Annotated in this window: 15 protein-coding genes and 1 other annotated feature; of the genes, 10 read left to right on the plus strand and 5 right to left on the minus strand. The window is 45.8% G+C overall.

The window, feature by feature from the left end; translation table 11 throughout:
- Positions 1–107: 107 nt before the first annotated feature.
- A complete protein-coding gene (locus tag OH455_RS13520; protein WP_045975386.1) occupies positions 108–1,367 on the minus strand; it encodes an inorganic phosphate transporter in 1,260 nt (419 codons plus the stop codon).
- Between the two features lie 130 nt (positions 1,368–1,497).
- Positions 1,498–2,178, minus strand: a complete 681-nt coding sequence (locus OH455_RS13525; protein ID WP_029236343.1) for a TIGR00153 family protein — start codon at positions 2,176–2,178, stop codon at positions 1,498–1,500.
- Between the two features lie 204 nt (positions 2,179–2,382).
- Here OH455_RS13525 and OH455_RS13530 point away from each other — a divergent pair, with 204 nt between their 5' ends.
- The gene (locus OH455_RS13530; protein WP_269981763.1) at positions 2,383–3,900 is read left to right on the plus strand and encodes a CYTH and CHAD domain-containing protein; all 1,518 of its coding nucleotides are present in this window, start codon (positions 2,383–2,385) and stop codon (positions 3,898–3,900) included.
- 28 nt (positions 3,901–3,928) lie between these two features.
- Here the strand turns inward: OH455_RS13530 and OH455_RS13535 are convergent, their stop codons facing one another.
- A complete protein-coding gene (locus OH455_RS13535; protein WP_269981764.1) occupies positions 3,929–4,693 on the minus strand; it encodes a potassium channel family protein in 765 nt (254 codons plus the stop codon).
- A 119-nt stretch (positions 4,694–4,812) separates the two neighbouring features.
- Here OH455_RS13535 and OH455_RS13540 point away from each other — a divergent pair, with 119 nt between their 5' ends.
- The 3 genes from OH455_RS13540 to hldE all read left to right on the plus strand — a co-directional run bounded on the left by OH455_RS13540 (position 4,813) and on the right by hldE (position 10,499).
- Positions 4,813–6,069: a methyl-accepting chemotaxis protein gene (locus tag OH455_RS13540; protein WP_269981765.1), complete on the plus strand. Its 1,257-nt coding sequence runs from the start codon at positions 4,813–4,815 to the stop codon at positions 6,067–6,069.
- A 98-nt stretch (positions 6,070–6,167) separates the two neighbouring features.
- Positions 6,168–9,008: a bifunctional [glutamate--ammonia ligase]-adenylyl-L-tyrosine phosphorylase/[glutamate--ammonia-ligase] adenylyltransferase gene (glnE, locus tag OH455_RS13545; RefSeq protein ID WP_269981766.1), complete on the plus strand. Its 2,841-nt coding sequence runs from the start codon at positions 6,168–6,170 to the stop codon at positions 9,006–9,008.
- A gap of 60 nt (positions 9,009–9,068) precedes the next feature.
- Positions 9,069–10,499: a bifunctional D-glycero-beta-D-manno-heptose-7-phosphate kinase/D-glycero-beta-D-manno-heptose 1-phosphate adenylyltransferase HldE gene (gene hldE, locus OH455_RS13550; protein WP_269981767.1), complete on the plus strand. Its 1,431-nt coding sequence runs from the start codon at positions 9,069–9,071 to the stop codon at positions 10,497–10,499.
- A 134-nt stretch (positions 10,500–10,633) separates the two neighbouring features.
- Here hldE and arcA read toward each other — a convergent pair whose 3' ends face one another.
- Complete coding sequence (gene arcA / locus OH455_RS13555; RefSeq protein WP_045975380.1) at positions 10,634–11,350, minus strand: two-component system response regulator ArcA; 717 nt, start codon at positions 11,348–11,350, stop codon at positions 10,634–10,636.
- Between the two features lie 324 nt (positions 11,351–11,674).
- On the opposite strand from arcA, the gene OH455_RS13560 reads away from it, so the two are divergent.
- Entirely contained in the window at positions 11,675–12,064 is a 390-nt protein-coding gene (locus OH455_RS13560; protein WP_269981768.1) for a DUF3293 domain-containing protein, read from the plus strand.
- A gap of 29 nt (positions 12,065–12,093) precedes the next feature.
- A complete protein-coding gene (locus OH455_RS13565) occupies positions 12,094–12,579 on the plus strand; it encodes a putative 4-hydroxy-4-methyl-2-oxoglutarate aldolase (protein WP_045975378.1) in 486 nt (161 codons plus the stop codon).
- Here OH455_RS13565 and OH455_RS13570 read toward each other — a convergent pair.
- The gene (locus tag OH455_RS13570; protein ID WP_269981769.1) at positions 12,576–13,037 is read right to left on the minus strand and encodes a hypothetical protein; all 462 of its coding nucleotides are present in this window, start codon (positions 13,035–13,037) and stop codon (positions 12,576–12,578) included. The genes OH455_RS13565 and OH455_RS13570 overlap by 4 nt on opposite strands.
- Before the next feature lie 269 nt (positions 13,038–13,306).
- On the opposite strand from OH455_RS13570, the gene thrL reads away from it, so the two are divergent.
- The 4 genes from thrL to thrC all read left to right on the plus strand — a co-directional run bounded on the left by thrL (position 13,307) and on the right by thrC (position 18,183).
- The gene (gene thrL / locus OH455_RS23430; protein WP_080555901.1) at positions 13,307–13,384 is read left to right on the plus strand and encodes a thr operon leader peptide; all 78 of its coding nucleotides are present in this window, start codon (positions 13,307–13,309) and stop codon (positions 13,382–13,384) included.
- Positions 13,320–13,439 (plus strand) — a sequence feature (Thr leader region). It overlaps the preceding gene by 65 nt.
- 30 nt (positions 13,440–13,469) lie before the next feature.
- The gene (gene thrA, locus OH455_RS13575) at positions 13,470–15,929 is read left to right on the plus strand and encodes a bifunctional aspartate kinase/homoserine dehydrogenase I (RefSeq protein WP_269981770.1); all 2,460 of its coding nucleotides are present in this window, start codon (positions 13,470–13,472) and stop codon (positions 15,927–15,929) included.
- Positions 15,930–15,946: 17 nt separating this feature from the next.
- Positions 15,947–16,903: a homoserine kinase gene (gene thrB / locus OH455_RS13580; RefSeq protein ID WP_269981803.1), complete on the plus strand. Its 957-nt coding sequence runs from the start codon at positions 15,947–15,949 to the stop codon at positions 16,901–16,903.
- On the plus strand, positions 16,900–18,183 hold the full coding sequence (gene thrC, locus OH455_RS13585; protein ID WP_269981771.1) for a threonine synthase: 1,284 nt from the start codon (positions 16,900–16,902) through the stop codon (positions 18,181–18,183). The genes thrB and thrC overlap by 4 nt, the downstream gene beginning before the upstream one ends.
- Positions 18,184–18,315: the final 132 nt, after the last annotated feature.

Below are 18,315 nucleotides of genomic sequence, written 5' to 3' on the forward strand. Positions count from 1 at the left end.
AGTAAGTAGTTTCCCCAGTCACTGCAACAAAGAAGGGAGGCTAAGCCTCCCTTTCTGTGGATTTGAGTCAATAATGACAGTGAGTTAACATGTCATTGACTTGCTTATCAGATGAACATAGCTTGAATTGCGTAGAAGAACACAACCGCTAAGAGTGCACCAGCTGGCAAAGTTACAATCCATGATGCAACGATGTTACGTACTACACCTAGGTTGAGGGCAGCAATTCCGCGAGCAAAGCCGACACCCAGAACCGCACCAACTAGCGTTTGAGTGGTAGATATTGGTAATCCAGTACCAGAGGCCAGTACAACGGTACATGCTGTTGCTAGCTGAGCGGCAAAGCCACGGCTCGGTGTTAGTTCAGTTATACCAGTACCAACTGTTGCCATGACTTTGTGACCAAGCGTTGCCAGACCGACAACAATACCCAAACCACCAAGAGGTAGAATCCACCAAGCGATAGCGCTCTTAGTTGTGATTTCACCCATGTGCTCAATTGTAGAAACTACCGCAGACAAAGGACCGATAGCGTTAGCAACGTCGTTTGAACCGTGAGCGAATGCCATCGCACACGCAGTGATAACCATAAGCACGCTGAAGATGCCTTCTACGCCTGCAAAGCCGTGATCGTCTTCTCGGCTTGAGAACTTCTTCTGAATGTAGAAGTAGCCTCCAGCCATGACTAAGGCAGATACTGCCGCCGCCCATACCCAGGCTTCACCATCAGTAAGGTGGAGGCCAACATGCTTTAGGCCTTTCTTGATGGTAACCAGTGCAATCACCATCGTAGTAATGAACATGTAGACAGGTACAAACCGTTTCGCGTTGAAGAGAGGCTTTTCGGTATCAAAAATGAGACGCTGGGCGCTAACGAAAATTACATAGGCAAAGAAACCTGAGATGACCGGAGTAATAATCCAGCTACCGACTATGCCTTTGACTGATCCCCAATCAACCGCTTCTGTACCTACAGAGACACAGGCGAAACCAATGATGGCACCAATGATTGAGTGAGTGGTCGAAACGGGCCAGCCCATATAAGAAGCGAGAAGAAGCCAAGTACCAGCTGCAAGTAGTGCTGACATCATGCCGAAGACAAGTACGTCCGGTTGACTGGCAAAGAGTGACGTTTCGATGACGCCTTTACGGATGGTGTCAGTGACCTCACCGCCTGCAAGGTATGCCCCTGCAAATTCAAAAATCATCGCGATAATGATCGCTTGTTTTACAGTCAGTGCTTTAGAACCCACTGATGTACCCATCGCATTGGCTACATCATTCGCGCCAATACCAATCGCCATCATAAAGCCAAAAACTGCTGCAATAATAATCAGGACAGTGCCGTAGTTCGCAAGGATATCCATCGTAATACCTAGTTGTTGATAACAAGCGGAGCAAATTAGGCACGACAGAACCCCTTCAGCGTTTCGTTTTTTTACGCTTATAAGGGGAGTGCTATTAAGATGCTCTTCGTTATTTGGTTAACTTATTTATTTATGAGCGAGACAACATTAGCTCAAGACGCGCACCAACACGTTGCGCCTGATCAGCTATGCCACCTACCCATTCAAGAATCTTATAGAGGAACATGACATCGATCGGATTCAGATCGTTTTCAACCGCCATCAGTTGTTGACGAAGCTGAATCTGCATCGCGTCTGTATCGTCCTCAATCACATCCAGTTGATGGATCATTTCAGCCACAAGTGTCACTTCACGGCCTTTAAATCCAGTTTCCAATAACTCATCGAGCTCATTGATGACTTTTTGCGCCTGATTTGCTGCGTCGAGACAACGTTTAACATACGCAATGAAGTTTTCTTGGAGAGGCTCTGGGATAGTCAATTGACGACCGTAGACACGGCCAGCAATATCTTTTGCGAGGTTTGCCAGTTTGTCTTGCTGAGTCAGTAGTTCAAGCATGTCGCTACGATCTACTGGCATAAACAAACCGCGAGGAAGTTTAAGGCGAATTTCGCGCTTAAGTACGTCAGCTTCTTTCTCAAGATGAGAAATCTGTGCACGAATTTCTGAAGCTTTCTCCCAGTCACCCTTTGAACTTACTTCAAAAAAGTTAACTAGGTGAGAACAACATTCGTTGACACACACTACGTGGCGCTGCAAAGGCTTAATAGGGGACTTTGCAAATAACCCCATAATTGTATTTACTGGCATGGTCAGTCAACCTAATTAATATAACCTAAAAATAACATACACCATTCATGGTGAAATGTTGAACGATGGCTATAAAGGCGCGCATGGTAACGCATTAAATCCATCATTAAAACTGTTTTAGATCATCATTGCTGTGATATTTCTTTCTTGCCCAGTACGAAAATTGGCAATATCCTGTTTGTATCTGCTTTAAAAGGTATAACTATGGAAACCGAGATAGAACTGAAGTTTTTTGTTTCTCCTGATTTTTCAAATACTTTACGAAAAAAGATTGCTCAAGAGAAAGTACTTCAGCATAGCTGTCGTGAGTTAGGGAATACCTACTTCGATACTCCCGACAATTGGTTACGTCAGCATGACATTGGTTTGAGAATCCGTCGTTTTGACGATGTGTATGTCCAGACGGTCAAGACTTCCGGACGTGTGGTAGCAGGATTACACCAACGACCTGAGTTTAATGCTGAACATCACAGCAATAATCCGCTTCTTTCTCTCCATCCTTCTGATATCTGGCCGATAGGTAAAGATACTGAAACGCTCCAGTCGGAACTTGTTCCGCTTTTTTCGACTAACTTCACACGGGAACAGTGGTTGATTGCGATGCCTGATGGTAGCCAGATTGAAGTAGCGTTTGATCAAGGCAAAGTCGAATCTGGTGACAGAGAAGACCCTATTTGCGAAGTGGAGCTGGAACTAAAGTCCGGTCAAACTGATGCATTGTTTACATTAGCGCGTTGTTTTTCTGAAGAAGGCGGGATGCGATTAGGTAACCTTAGCAAAGCAGCAAAAGGTTATCGTCTTGCGAGTGGCTATACTGGAGATGACGTTAAACCTATTGCCTTGGTGAGTACAGACAAGCATGACAGTGTCGAGTCTTGCTTTGTTAATTCTTTAGAACATGGACTTTCTCATTGGCATTATCATGAGCAAATTTATGCTGAGCGAGAATCTATTGATGCTTTGCATGAAATTAGGAATGCCATCAGTTTTATCCGCCAGGTTCTTACAGTATATGGTAGTGTGGTGCCACGTCGAGCGAGCGCGTTGGTTCGTCAGGAACTCAAGTGGCTCGAACAGGGCTTAGAGTGGTTGAATGATTATGATTACCTTGAAGCACTCCTAGATGATAAGGGCCATGCGTTGCGTAAACTTGATGCGCGTAAGTTTTTGGTTGCTGAGCTCAAAGTCGTCCAGGAAGCGTTGCCGGATCGCGCTGAGATACTGACGCTTCTCAATTCCGCCAGATATACCGCTCTTCTACTTGACTTAAGCCGTTGGATTTTAACACGTGGTTGGCAGCCATTTCTTGATGATAAGGCGCGTGATAAGATGGCGCTGACGATTGAACCTTTCTCTATTAAGCAACTTGACCGTACTTGGGCCGAATTAATGGAAGCTTTCCCACCTGAACGGTCGTTAGATAGTCAGGATTACATCGATCAGCAATATCGTTTGAGACGAAACCTATATACTGGTGTGAGCTTTGCTAGCCTGTTTGATTTCGAAGAGCGCAACAACTTTCGCGTACCATGGAGTGATTTACTTCATGGTATTGATGATCTGATTAAGCTTCGCACACTAGGCAATATGGTCGATAAGCTCGAAGGAGACGAGAAAGAGCAGCTCCAGCGTTGGTTGTCCCGTCAGGAAGGTTCTATTCTTCATGCCATGGAACAGACTCGTGTGATCTGCATTGAAGCAGAACCATACTGGCAAGATTAATCCATTTATGACTATTGGAGCGGGAGCCTTAGGGCTCCCGTTTTTGTTGATTTTGCTGTTCCAGCCTATCGAGCCTCTTTAGGATTTCGTCCTGTTTTGCAACCAATTCTAGAAGTAGACGTTCTTTGTTCTCGGAACGCTTAGCTTGAACCTCTGTTGGTGAGGTGAGCAATGAGGTGATTAAACCTGAAATCATACCAAAAATGCCCACGCCACAAATGATAAGCCCAGAGGCGAGGATCTTTCCTGCATCAGTGACAGGGAAGTGATCACCGTAGCCTACTGTTGAGATGGTCACCAGTGCCCACCACATGGCGTCTCCTCCAGTTTGGATATTGGCATCTGGAGATTTGCCCTCCACAAACAACATCATGCTTGAGCCTAGAGTGAGTAAGACTACCATCAGCAGCAAAATAGAAGCTAGAGTGGTTTCACGACGATTTACTAACAGCTGTTTGATGAGGAAATTACTGGAGCGAATGACCAGAATCACGCGCAAGATATGGAATAGGCGAGCAAAGCGCAATGGCTCGACCATTGGGATACTGGCAAGGAAGTCGATCCAGTGTCGTTTCATAAATTGCATACGATCTGTTGAGCGGATCAAGTCTATGCTCAACTGGAGAAGAAAGACACTACAGATAATAAAGTCTAAGCCGATAAAGACTTGGCGTGTTTGAGCACTAAGTGGGAAGAACAGCAAACCAGATATCACAAACAGCGCCATAAATGACAGAATTAGTGACAGCAAGCTCATTGGTTTTGTATCAGATTTGATATCATTTCTATTCATACGAGGCTCTAAATAAATACATATTCGCTATCTACCGATAGTAACGAGCGGAAGTTTACATCGTCCTGACTGCTATCAGGAATAACAACAAATATATAAGACTTAGCGGAGAACTAACAATGACCAAGATGGCATTTAAGCCATGGGAGCGCGTGATAACGGATATTCGCCTCGTTCCCAAAATGGTGCTCTTGATGGTGTTCAGTACCATTTTGATCATCGCCAAACAATTATGGGATGCAAGTACCTTCTATAACGCTCTGCTCGCGGCTACTCAAAATGCTCAGGTTGCTCAGAAGCACTATGAGGCATACATGGTGCAAGTTGCATGGCAGACAGCGATCATGATCATAGTATTTGTCGTTCTACTTCTTTTTGCTGCACGTATCATGCTGCGTCAAACACAATATCTGAGTGATTCGATCAAGTTAATGGCGGAACGCAACTTATCGGTAGCTATTGAGATGGATTGTAAGGATGAATATGGCGATGTAGCTCGTGAATTGGAAAAGACGAGAGTGCAGTTGCAGGAAATGATCAAGCTACAAATTGATGCGTCACAGGAATTAGCAGGTCTGACAGAAGTTATGACATTGAGCATGTCGGAAACAAAAGAGTCAGCACAAGAAGAGTTTCATGAGATCGACCAACTAGCGACGGCAATGAGCGAAATGTCATCTACTGTACAAACCGTGGCTGATCACGCTCAGAGCGCATCTTCTTTAACAGAAAATGCTTCTGGTCAGGCAGAAAGCGGCCAGCGTTTTGTTCAGGGAACTGTTCATAAGATCAGCCAGCTATCGAAAGATATTTCCGCTTCTGCACAAGCAGTGAATCAGGTCGAAGAGAGTGTGGAGTCGATAGGCAGTGTCGTCGGAACGATTCAAAGTATTTCTGAACAAACGAACTTGTTAGCCTTGAATGCAGCGATTGAGGCTGCTCGCGCTGGTGAAGCTGGTCGTGGATTTGCCGTCGTTGCGGATGAAGTTCGCAGTTTGGCGCAGCGTACTCAGAATGCGACGGTAGAAATTCAGGATATGATCACCCAGTTACAATCCAGCGCCACCTCAGCAGTTGAGCTTATGGAGCAAAGTGTGGTTGAAGCTGCCGAAGGTGTGGAGTTAGTCACCAATGCTGGGAGTGAATTGGATGGAATCGTGGTGCAAGTGAAGCAAATCAATGATATGAATTTCCAGATTGCGACAGCAGCAGGTCAGCAAAGCAGTGTTGCTGGAGAGATGAATCAGAACCTGACGAACGTCCGTGAGTTAGTCGAGGCGTCGGTGACCGTGGTATCTGAGCTGCTTGAAACATCAGAGATCATGCAGAAGAATGCCGAAGCTCTGGATGCCAAGATCACATCCTTTAAAGTCTGAGCACCATAATAGTACGAATAAGCGCCCACTCGTTGTTAGTGGGCGTTTTTTATTGGTATAAATCCCTATCAACGAATTTATTGACCCAAGGAAGAGCCATGCAACTGCCCGCGAGTCTTGCTTCTGTTTCTCAGATTGCTTTAGAGTCCCTACTGCAATATCAGGCCATTCAGGAATGGCCTGAGTGTCGCCGCAAGGAACTCAGTTATGTGGCCGGATTGAGCCAGTTTATTGTCGATACTGTTCAGCAAGATGAGTATTTGCATCAACATTTGCCAGAGATGTTGGAGGTAGAATCTCGACACGAAACATATCGACAGCGTCTAGCAGGTTTACTGGCAGAGTGTAGTGATGAAATGCAAGGCCATAGAGTCTTAAGGCAGTTTCGCAATCGCGAGCTGGCTTATATTGCGTGGAAAGATTTTGTTGGTAGCTGGGCGCTTGAACAGAGTCTAGAGCATTTGTCTCAACTAGCAGAAGCGGTGATCTTTGAAACTTACCAGTGGCAATACAAAGCGTGCTGTGATTTGTGGGGGACGCCTTGCAATGAAGCCGGTGAGGCACAGCCAATGCTGATCATTGGTATGGGGAAACTTGGTGGCGGCGAACTGAACTTCTCCTCTGACATCGATCTGATTTTTACTTATCCCGAGAACGGTGAAACTCAAGGAACACGTCGTAGTCTGGCTAATGCTCAGTTCTTTACTCGTTTAGGTCAAAGGATCATTAAGGCCCTTGACCAGCAGACTTTTGATGGCTTCTGCTATCGTGTTGACATGCGCTTGCGTCCTTTCGGTGACAGCGGACCTTTGGTGATGAGCTACGCTGCATTAGAGGATTATTATCAAGAGCAAGGACGTGACTGGGAGCGTTACGCGATGATTAAAGCGCGAGTGATGGGTAGGGAAATGTACCCACAGTATCAAGAACTGCGTCAGATGTTGCGTCCGTTCGTTTTCCGCCGCTATATTGACTTCAGCGCGATTCAATCTCTGAGACGTATGAAGTCGATGATCAGCAGCGAAGTTCGTCGACGTGGGCTAAGTAACAATATTAAACTCGGTGCGGGCGGAATTCGTGAAATTGAGTTTATCGCACAGGTATTCCAGTTGATTCGGGGTGGCCGTGAGCCGAATCTGCGTCAACGCGGGTTGTTGGTGACCCTCGACGCGATTGAAGAGTTAGAACAGCTTACCAGTGAAGAAGTCAGCCAGCTTAAGCTATCGTATAAATTCTTGCGTAGACTTGAGAATTTGTTGCAGGCGATGGCAGACAAGCAAACTCAGACCTTGCCGGAATTGGAGACTGAACAGCTTCAGTTAGCGGTGGCGATGGGCTATAGCCAGTGGCCAGAGCTTATTGCTGATGTTCAACAACATATGGCCAATGTTCACGCTGTTTTTGCCACTTTGATCGGTGAGGAAGAGGAAGATCAGCAAGATATTGCCAAGCACTTTACCGAGCTGTGGGATATGGCAGCCAAACAAGACGTCATTGTTCATATCTTAGAGCATGATATTCAAGCCGATGATCCGCAGCAAATGGCGCAAACCATTATCCAATTTAAGCAAGATTTGGCTAAGAAAACTCTCGGTCCGCGTGGCCGTGAAGTGCTTAACAAGCTGATGCCTAAGATCTTCTCGGCCATTTATAGCCATCAAGATGCCAAGTTTGGCCTGCCGCGCGTTTTGCATTTATTGCATAAGATTGCCACTCGAACCACGTATTTAGAGCTACTAGACGAACACCAAGCGGCGCTGGTCCAGCTCGTTCGTTTGTGTACCGCAAGCCCGATGATCTCGGAGCAACTTGGTCGTTACCCAATTTTGCTTGATGAGTTGATTGACCCTCAGCAGTTATACAATCCGGTACCATTGGAAAGCTACCGTACTGAACTGCGTGACTTCCTCGCTCGTATTCCGGAAGACGATATGGAGCAACAGATGGAAGCACTGCGTCAGTTTAAGCAGATCTGTATTTTGCGTATCGCTGCTGCAGACATTGCAGGAGTGCTGCCTGTCATGAAAGTCAGTGATCACCTAACTTACCTCGCTGAAGCGATTGTGGAGTCTGTGGTGAATCAAGCATGGCTGCAAATGGTCGAGAAATATGGTGAGCCAACGCATATTAAAGACAGAGATGGCCGAGGTTTTGCTGTGATTGGCTATGGCAAAGTCGGCGGGTGGGAATTGGGCTATAACTCAGACCTAGATATAGTCTTTATGCATGATTGCCCTGTTCATACTTATACTGATGGCAAAAAAGAGATTGATGGTCGTCAGTTTTACTTACGTTTGGCGCAGCGTATCATCCATATATTCTCAACGAGAACGGCATCAGGCATCTTATACGAAGCGGATACTCGTCTGCGCCCATCCGGAGCTTCAGGCTTATTAGTGAGCCCGGCAGATGCATTTGATGAATACCAGCATAATGAAGCCTGGACATGGGAGCACCAAGCGTTAGTCAGAGCACGGATGATCTACGGTGATCAACCTCTACAACAGGCATTTTCTCAAACAAGGCATGATATTTTGAGTTTGGCGCGAGAGGAATCAAAGCTCAAAAAGGATGTGGCTGAAATGCGAGTGAAAATGCGTGAACATCTGGGTGGAAAAAAATTAGGTCGTTTTATGCTTAAGCAAGACCCTGGAGGTATCACAGATGTGGAATTTCTTGCCCAATATCTGGTCTTAAGATACAGCCAAGATAAGCCTAAACTGACTCGTTGGAGTGATAACGTCCGAATCTTTGAATCCATGATGTCACAAGGCATTCTGGATGAAGCCCCTGCAATGGCGTTGACTGAGGCATACACAACGATGCGTGATCAAATTCATCATCGCAATTTGCTCAATCTTGATGCGGATGTAGCTGAAGAAAAGCTGACCAAAGAGCGAGAGCTTGTTAAAGCGCTTTGGCTGGAGTGGCTAGAATAGGTTTAGGGTCCTTATCCCCTGTGTTAAACTCTTGCCCGAATTAGAATTTGGAGACCCACAATGAAACCAATCCTACCGAACTATAGTGATTCTGGTGTATTGATCATCGGTGACGTGATGCTTGATCGTTACTGGTATGGCCCGACTGGACGCATCTCCCCAGAAGCTCCGGTTCCTGTAGTAAAAGTAGAAAATAACGAAGAGCGTCCAGGCGGTGCAGCTAACGTAGCAATGAACATTGCTTCTTTGGGCGGCCATGCGCATATCGTAGGTTTAACTGGGATTGATGAGCCTGCCAAAGTGCTCAATGAGACGCTGTCTGCACTCAAAGTAAAGTGTGACTTTGTGGCTCTGCCAAACTATCCAACCATTACTAAACTTCGCGTTTTGAGCCGTGGTCAGCAGCTGATCCGCTTAGACTTCGAAGACAAATTTGAAAACACCGATGCCGAGCTGATTTTAGACCGTATGGAACAGGCATTGCCAAAAGTAAAGTCGGTTGTTCTGTCTGACTATGCGAAAGGTGCATTGGAACATGTTCAACAGTTCATTCAGAAAGCACGAGTTGCTAGAGTGCCTGTATTTATTGATCCTAAAGGTGCGGACTTTGAACGTTATCGTGGTGCGACGTTGCTGACCCCAAACATGGCAGAATTTGAGCATGTGGTTGGTCAGGTGAAAACGGAAGAAGAACTGGTCGATAAAGGCTTAGCGCTAATTGAAGAGTTCGACTTTGAAGCACTACTCGTGACGCGCAGCGAACATGGTATGACATTACTACGTCGTGGTCAGGAGCCGTTCCATTTACCGACTCTTGCTAAAGAAGTCTATGACGTGACAGGTGCAGGCGATACGGTTATTTCTGTCCTTGCTGCATCGGTCGCTGCGGGTAAACCGCTTGATGAAGCTTGTGCATTGGCAAACGCAGCAGCAGGCGTCGTAGTAGGTAAGTTAGGTACATCAACAGTATCGACCATTGAGCTGGCGGAAGCGGTCCATGGCAGCCAAGACACTGATTTTGGTGTTATCACCGAACAGGCGCTGATTGATGCTGTGAAGAATGCACAATCAAAAGGCGAGAAGGTAGTGATGACCAACGGTTGTTTCGATATTCTACATGCCGGACATGTTTCTTACCTAAACCACGCTGCTGAGCTGGGTGATCGCTTGATTGTTGCTGTCAATACCGACGAATCAGTAAAACGCCTTAAAGGCCCAGGTCGCCCTGTAAACCCTACTGATCGTCGCATGGCAGTATTAGCAGGTCTTGGTGCGGTTGATTGGGTGGTGCCTTTCAGTGAAGACACGCCGCAGCGCTTGATCTCTGAAGTGTTACCCGACTTGCTAGTAAAAGGCGGAGACTATAAACCTGAAGAAATTGCTGGTGGTAAAGAAGTGATCGCTAATGGTGGCGAAGTGAAAGTACTTAACTTTGAAGATGGCTGTTCAACGACTGAGATCATTGATGCAATCAAAGGTGGCAAAGGCTAAAGAAATATCCGGCAGAGTGGTATTAGGCTCTGCTTGAATCACAGCTTGCTGATAAGTTGATACCATTTAAGCCATAGCTGATAAAACAAAAAATGGAGCCTACTGGCTCCATTTTTTTATCTTTACCTTGGTGGTTACTCTTCTAAATCACCACAGAATCGGTAACCTTCACCGTGAATCGTCGCGATGATTTCCGGAGTACCTGAGACTGATTCAAAGTGCTTACGGATACGACGGATAGTGACATCTACCGTGCGGTCATGTGGCTTCAGCTCACGACCTGTCATCTTCTTAAGCAGGTCGGCACGTGTCTGGATCTTGCCTGGGTTTTCACAGAAGTGAAGCAAAGCACGGAACTCAGAACGTGGTAGTTTGTAGCCATCACCTCCTGGACTAACCAGTGAACGGCTATTGATATCCAATACCCAGCCGTTGAATTCGTATTTCTCAACGCTGCGTTTTTCTTCCGTGACCACACTGGAGCTCATGGAACGATTCAGCAGATTGCGAGCACGAATAGTTAGCTCGCGAGGATTAAATGGCTTAGTAATGTAGTCATCTGCACCAATTTCAAGTCCGAGGATCTTATCGACTTCATTGTCACGACCAGTCAGAAACATTAATGCCACATTTGCTTGCTCGCGCAGCTCACGCGCAAGCAGAAGGCCATTTTTGCCCGGCAGGTTAATGTCCATTATAACCAGATTTACTTGGTTGTCAGACAGCACCTGGTGCATCTCTTCACCGTCACTGGCCTCGAAAACAGCGTATCCCTCTGCTTCAAAAATACTCTTTAGAGTGTTACGAGTTACTTGCTCATCTTCAACAATAAGAATGTGCGGGGTTTGCATTGGCGGTACCTAAACTTGTGAAAAAACTGTGCTAATAGAATAAATTCTAGGCAAAAACCTAACATACAGGTAATGTGATGTTGATAATAAACCAAAGACTGTAAAAATACATTGTTTCTTTGACTGCCCGCCTTCCGTGGTCCCAATTCGCTTCTTGAGGTCCCTTTTCCTCACTGTTCTATTAGTCTTTGAGGCGGATTCTATAATGTTAACAGCATGCTAACAACGTCAGAATGTTAATTCCATGCACTTTGTTGATTTACATCAAGAGTTCGAATGTAACAAATATTAATAGTCTAAAACAAATGTAAAACTGTGGTTTATATGATGATTGATGCACAAATTTGGCAAGCATATTCAGACCCTTACTTCAAATTCACTCACTCGCCAAACTGTCATCGGTTTGCCATTATCACTGCGTGGAACCCCGCCAGTCAGTGGCAGTCTAAGCAACAAAATGAAGGAAATAATCGCCACTTAGCTCAAGAATTTAGCCATACTTACTTTGTTGAAGTGCTAGTCGGAGATGAAAGTTTTGGTTGGGCTGAAGAGAGTTTCGCTGTCGATATTGATGAGTCACAAGCACTATTGCTAGGACGTAAATATCAGCAGAACGCCATCTACTATGTTGATGGTAACGAGCTGTTTTTGCTCTCTTGTTTGGCTGACGGAATGAAAGTCGGTTTAGGTGAGTGGAAGTATCGATGCAAATAAGGAATTAAAGCCATATTCATGGAGGGAAAATGAAAGATATAACACCAGATATATGTGATAAACATGAAGAGAAAGTAACGTCGTTGGATTTACCCTTACACACTTTTGGTAAAAGAAGTGCCTTTTGGGGAGAAATTGTTACGGTTCGCTGCTACCACGACAACTCTAAAGTTAGGGAAACCTTGAGTAATGACGGGAAAGGCAAGGTGCTGATTGTCGACGGGCACGGTTCCTGTCAAAAAGCCTTGCTTGGTGATCAATTGGCGATCCTAGCGATTGATAACAACTGGGAGGGCGTGATTGTTTATGGTGCTATTCGTGATGCGGCTGCAATGGCGGAAATGGAACTGGGAGTCAAGGCGCTTGGAACCAGCCCATTTAAAACGGAAAAGCGTGGGGCGGGTGACACGAATGTGACTTTGACGATACACAACCAAATGATCCAGCCTGGGGACTACGTCTACGCCGACTGGAACGGTGTGTTAACCTCTACAGAATTGTTGGACTGGAGTTAGAAACGAAAGCCGATGCCGACTTCCAGCTCCTGTTGCCACTCTTGATGTTCGAGAGTGGCGTGGAGATCGAGATTTTCTGTCAATCTCATGCGACTAGAGACTTCTGCCGCTATGACTTTATCCGTCCCCTCTGCCGTGTTTCCTTCGTTGTACGAATGCAGAGTACTTTTTACTGAGACCCTCGGTGTTATCTGATAGCTGACACCACTTAAAAATCCACTTTCGTTGATATGACTCCCTTGATTAATGCGGGCTCCTACGTACAAGTCGATATTATCAAACACGTTATAAGAGTAACCGCCATCAATCTTCCAAGTGTCGAAGTCGCGTTGTTCGCTCTCACTAGAGAGGAACAGTTTATGTGGAGATATTTTTTGTTGTGATGGTAAAGCAGGAAGCTCTGTAGCCATTGACGAGCTCGCAGCAAGAGTAAGCAAAAGGCTTAGTATTATTTTCATTCTGCCACTCCTTGATTGTTAACTATCCACTGCAAGATCAATTAAAGCATAAAACAAAAGCACGGGGAGAATCTTTTTCAGCTAAAACTAGAACTCATCAATATGCAATCTGACTCATTTTGTTTTCTGGTGACATAACTTATTGAACTGGCTCACAGAAGCCAATTGGACCGAAGTGTAAAAAAAAATAAAACTTTTCGTTGACTCATGCTGAATAAATAGGTTAAACGTATGGGTAAGCAAACACACAATCGCAATAACATTAAACTATGCAAAACCACAGCCACTTAGTAATGACCACAACCATTATTATTACCGACATCACACATGTTGGGGCAGGCTGCTAAGCGAAAGAAATTCATAAAAAAGGCCTGTATCCCACAAGATACAGGCCTTTTTTTATAACTAATTTACAGATATTTGGAGGAAGGGATGCGTGTTTTAAAGTTTGGAGGCTCATCATTAGCAGATGCCGATCGTTTTTTACGAGCAGCAGATATTATTGCTAATAATGCTCAGCAAGAAGAGGTCGCTGTTGTTCTCTCTGCGCCCGGAAAAACAACGAATAAACTCGTTGCCGTGATTGAAGGTGCGTTGAAAAATGGTGAGGCGGAGCTGCAAATCGCTGAGTTGGAGGATTCTTTCCGCGATCTGTATCAGGATATCAAGCAAGTCCTGCCTACTATTGATGGCTCAGGCTATGATAACCAAGTGAAAACCTCGTTGACGCAACTGCGTCAGTTTGTACATGGGATTAACCTGCTGGGCATGTGTCCCGACAACGTTAATGCACGTATCATTAGCAAGGGTGAACGGGTATCCATTCAGCTTATGAAAGCGGTATTGGAAGCAAAAGGTCAACCAGCTAGCCTGATAGATCCAGTGAAATACCTCTACGCAAACGGTGAACACTTGGAGGCGATGGTTGACGTTGAGGTCTCTACCCAGAATTTCCGTCAAACCCCTCTGCCTGAAGGCCACGTCAATATCATGCCAGGTTTTACCGCAGGTAACGAAGATGGAGAGCTTGTCACTCTCGGGCGTAACGGCTCTGACTACTCGGCAGCAGTGTTAGCAGCCTGTTTGCGTGCTGATTGCTGTGAAATTTGGACGGATGTCGATGGTGTATACAACTGTGACCCACGCTTGGTTGATGATGCGCGTCTACTGAAATCACTCAGCTATCAAGAAGCGATGGAGCTGTCTTACTTTGGTGCTTCTGTACTTCACCCTAAAACCATTGCTCCTATCGCTCAGTTCCATATTCCTTGTTTAATTAAAAACAGCTTCAACCCTCAAGGGGCTGGGACGTTAATTGGTCAAGATACTGGTGAGGATAACCTAGCAATTAAAGGGATCACGACGCTTAGTGACCTGACCATGGTCAATGTCTCTGGTCCGGGTATGAAAGGTATGGTCGGAATGGCGAGCCGTGTATTCGGCGCTATGTCTTCAGCTGGTGTTTCTATTGTGCTGATCACTCAGTCTTCTTCCGAGTACAGCATCAGTTTCTGTATTGAAGCAGAAGATAAAGCCATCGCTCAACAAGCACTCAGCGACTCGTTCGAGTTGGAGCTCAAAGATGGTCTTCTTGAGCCAGTTGAGTTTATGGACGATGTCGCCATTGTGACACTGGTTGGTGATGGTATGCGTACCTCGCGCGGTGTCGCTTCTCAATTCTTCTCTTCTCTAGCTGAAGTGAACGTCAATATCGTGGCCATCGCTCAAGGATCTTCTGAACGCGCGATTTCTGCTGTGATTCCTGAAGATAAGATTTCTGAAGCGATAAAAGCGTGTCATGAGAACCTGTTTAACTCTAAACACTTCTTGGATGTATTTGTTGTCGGTGTCGGCGGCGTTGGTGGCGAGCTGGTGGATCAAATTCAGCGTCAGCAAGCGAAATTGGCAGAAAAAGGCATCATTCTAAGAGTTTGTGGTTTGGCGAACAGCAAGGGGTTACTGCTTGACAGTGAAGGTCTGCCTTTAGAGCACTGGCGTGACCGAATAAACGACGCAACTGAAGAGTTTAGCCTTGCACGGTTGATTTCTCTGGTTCAGCGCAACCACATTATCAACCCAGTTTTAGTGGATTGTACTTCTTCAGAATCTATCGCTAACCAATACGCAGATTTCTTGGCCGCGGGCTTCCACGTTGTTACACCAAACAAAAAAGCCAATACGTCGAGCATGGCGTACTACCATCAATTACGCGATATTGCTCGTAGTTCTCGTCGCAAGTTGATGTATGAAACAACAGTTGGCGCTGGTTTGCCAGTGATCGAAAATCTGCAAAATCTTATCTCCGCAGGGGACGAACTTGAGCGCTTTAGCGGGATTCTTTCTGGTTCGCTGTCCTACATCTTCGGTAAGCTTGATGAAGGTATGACGCTAAGCCAGGCGACCAATATTGCTAAAGATAATGGCTTTACCGAACCAGACCCACGTGATGACCTGTCTGGTATGGACGTTGCTCGTAAGCTATTAATCCTAGCGCGTGAAGCCGGCATGAATATAGAGCTGGAAGACGTACTGGTTGATCAAGCATTGCCGCCAGGTTTTGATGATTCGGGAAGCGTAGATGAATTTATGGCACGACTGCCTGAGGCAGACACATACTTCCAAGAGTTGTCTGCCAAGGCTGCGGAAGATGGTAAAGTGCTACGTTATGTTGGAGAAATCAATGATGGCCAATGTCGTGTGAGTATTGCTGCTGTTGATGAAAATGATCCTATGTTCAAGATAAAAGATGGTGAGAACGCATTGGCCTTCTACAGTCGCTACTATCAGCCGATTCCACTAGTATTGCGTGGTTATGGTGCGGGTACAGAAGTGACTGCGGCTGGGGTGTTCTCAGATGTGATGCGTACTTTAGGATGGAAACTAGGGGTTTAAAGCGAATGAGTAGTGGTATGGATGTGGTGGTTTACGCCCCAGCGTCAATTGGTAACGTGAGTGTTGGTTTTGACGTACTCGGCGCTGCAGTATCGCCTATTGATGGCACCTTGCTCGGCGATCGAGTGATGGTGAAAGCTGGAAACGAGTCTTTTAGCCTCAAAACGGCGGGCGATTTTGTTTCCAAGTTACCGGAAAACCCTAAAGAAAATATCGTTTATGATTGTTGGCAAGTGTTCGCCAGAGAGCTAGATAAGAAAGGCGTGGCTCTGTTACCCCTTGAAATGACGCTTGAGAAGAACATGCCTATCGGTTCTGGGTTAGGCTCTAGTGCCTGTTCTATTGTCGCGGCTCTGGATGCGCTAAACCAGTTCCATGGTAACCCGTTGGATAAAACTGAGCTGTTGGCATTGATGGGTGAGATGGAAGGGCAGATATCTGGTGGTATACATTACGACAATGTCGCACCATGCTACCTAGGTGGTGTTCAGTTGATGCTTGAAGAGCTTGGCATCATCAGCCAGGAAGTACCATGTTTTGATGACTGGTTCTGGGTTATGGCGTATCCGGGTATTAAAGTATCAACGGCAGAAGCCCGTGAGATCCTACCATCTCAGTATCGTCGTCAGGATATCATTGCTCATGGTCGACACTTGGCCGGCTTTATCCATGCTTGCCATTCGAACCAGCCAGAGCTGGCGGCTAAGATGATCAAAGACGTGATCGCTGAACCGTATCGTGAGAAACTGCTACCAGGCTTTGCTGATGCACGTAAATATGCAGCTACAGCTGGTGCTTTAGCTACTGGTATTTCTGGAAGTGGTCCGACGCTGTTTAGCATTTGCAAAGATAAAGATGTCGCTGAGCGAGTTGCTCGCTGGTTAGAACAAAATTACGTACAAAACCAAGAAGGATTCGTCCATGTTTGTCGTTTAGACAAACAGGGCTCGAAAGTAACAGGAAGTGAGCTATGAAGCTTTACAATATAAAAGAAAATGATGAACAAGTTTCCTTTGGCCAAGCCGTTCGCCAAGGGTTAGGTCGTAACCAAGGCCTCTTTTTTCCACAAGAGTTGCCTAAGTTCGATGATATCGATGCCCTGTTAGCAGAAGATTTTGTTTCACGTAGTACAAAAGTTCTTTCTGCGTTAATTGGTGATGAGCTTGCGGAAGAGAAAGTGAACTCGCTAGTGGATGCGGCTTTCCAATTCCCTGCGCCAATCAATCAAGTTAAAGATGGTGTCTATGCCCTAGAATTGTTCCATGGTCCAACTCTAGCGTTTAAAGACTTTGGTGGTCGTTTTATGGCGCAATCACTCGCGGCTGTTTCTGATGGCGGTAAAATAACCATCCTAACCGCAACATCGGGTGATACGGGTGCAGCAGTGGCTCATGCCTTCTATGGAATGGAAGACATCAATGTGGTGATTCTTTACCCTAAAGGTAAGATCAGCCCATTGCAAGAGAAGCTATTCTGTACGCTTGGAAAAAACATTCACACTGTAGCGATCGATGGTGACTTCGATGCTTGTCAGGCGCTTGTGAAACAAGCTTTCGATGATGCTGCGTTACGTGAAGAAATTGGCCTAAACTCAGCAAACTCAATCAACATCAGTCGTTTGATGGCGCAAATCTGTTATTACTTTGAAGCGGCTTCTCAGCTGAGCAAAGAGCAGCGTGAAAACCTTGTTGTTTCTGTACCAAGTGGTAACTTTGGTAACTTAACCGCGGGCCTATTGGCTAAAGCACTTGGTTTACCAATCAAACGTTTTATTGCTGCGACTAACGCTAATGATACCGTGCCGCGCTACCTAGAAACCGGTAAGTGGGAGCCCAAGCCAACAGTAGCAACCACATCGAATGCTATGGATGTCAGCCAGCCAAACAACTGGCCACGTATCGAAGAGCTATGCCGCGTGAAAGAGTGGGGCTTAGAGACTCTAGGCAAAGGTGCGGTTTCTGATGAGCAAAGTGCGCAGTCGGTGAAAGACTTGCACTCGCTTGGTTACTTATGTGAGCCACACGGTGCGATTGCATACCGCGTCCTTGAAGAGCAATTGCAAGAAGGTGAAACGGGTCTATTCCTTTGTACGGCTCACCCAGCTAAGTTCAAAGAAGTAGTCGATGATATTCTAGGTTCCGATATCGAACTACCAGGACCACTCGCAAAGCACGCAGCAATGGAGCTTCTATCTGAAGACCTAGCTAATGATTTTGACTTGCTGAAAGTTGTACTGCGCCGAGTGCAGAAATAATCTGCGTCGCTTGAATATAAAAAAGGTCACCTCGGTGACCTTTTTTGTCTCTGTGGGTAGTTACCCGAGAATCATTCCTTGCCTTACTACTGTCATCCTCAAGAGTGAGGAACGAACGAGTTGGGGATCTCT

It is taken from the genome of Vibrio sp. T11.5 (assembly GCF_027587155.1).
GTDB classification, from domain to species: Bacteria; Pseudomonadota; Gammaproteobacteria; order Enterobacterales; family Vibrionaceae; genus Vibrio; species Vibrio neptunius.

Coding starts and splice junctions, on each gene's coding strand:
- glnE (WP_269981766.1), top strand. CDS start 6,168: ATGCAACTGCCCGCGAGTCTTGCTTCTGTTTCTCAGATTGCTTTAGAG.
- hldE (WP_269981767.1), top strand. CDS start 9,069: ATGAAACCAATCCTACCGAACTATAGTGATTCTGGTGTATTGATCATC.
- OH455_RS13540 (WP_269981765.1), top strand. CDS start 4,813: ATGACCAAGATGGCATTTAAGCCATGGGAGCGCGTGATAACGGATATT.
- OH455_RS13525 (WP_029236343.1), bottom strand. CDS start 2,178: ATGCCAGTAAATACAATTATGGGGTTATTTGCAAAGTCCCCTATTAAG.
- OH455_RS13560 (WP_269981768.1), top strand. CDS start 11,675: ATGATGATTGATGCACAAATTTGGCAAGCATATTCAGACCCTTACTTC.
- OH455_RS13530 (WP_269981763.1), top strand. CDS start 2,383: ATGGAAACCGAGATAGAACTGAAGTTTTTTGTTTCTCCTGATTTTTCA.
- OH455_RS13570 (WP_269981769.1), bottom strand. CDS start 13,037: ATGAAAATAATACTAAGCCTTTTGCTTACTCTTGCTGCGAGCTCGTCA.
- thrA (WP_269981770.1), top strand. CDS start 13,470: ATGCGTGTTTTAAAGTTTGGAGGCTCATCATTAGCAGATGCCGATCGT.
- thrB (WP_269981803.1), top strand. CDS start 15,947: ATGGATGTGGTGGTTTACGCCCCAGCGTCAATTGGTAACGTGAGTGTT.
- OH455_RS13535 (WP_269981764.1), bottom strand. CDS start 4,693: ATGAATAGAAATGATATCAAATCTGATACAAAACCAATGAGCTTGCTG.
- thrC (WP_269981771.1), top strand. CDS start 16,900: ATGAAGCTTTACAATATAAAAGAAAATGATGAACAAGTTTCCTTTGGC.
- OH455_RS13565 (WP_045975378.1), top strand. CDS start 12,094: ATGAAAGATATAACACCAGATATATGTGATAAACATGAAGAGAAAGTA.
- OH455_RS13520 (WP_045975386.1), bottom strand. CDS start 1,367: ATGGATATCCTTGCGAACTACGGCACTGTCCTGATTATTATTGCAGCA.
- thrL (WP_080555901.1), top strand. CDS start 13,307: ATGCAAAACCACAGCCACTTAGTAATGACCACAACCATTATTATTACC.
- arcA (WP_045975380.1), bottom strand. CDS start 11,350: ATGCAAACCCCGCACATTCTTATTGTTGAAGATGAGCAAGTAACTCGT.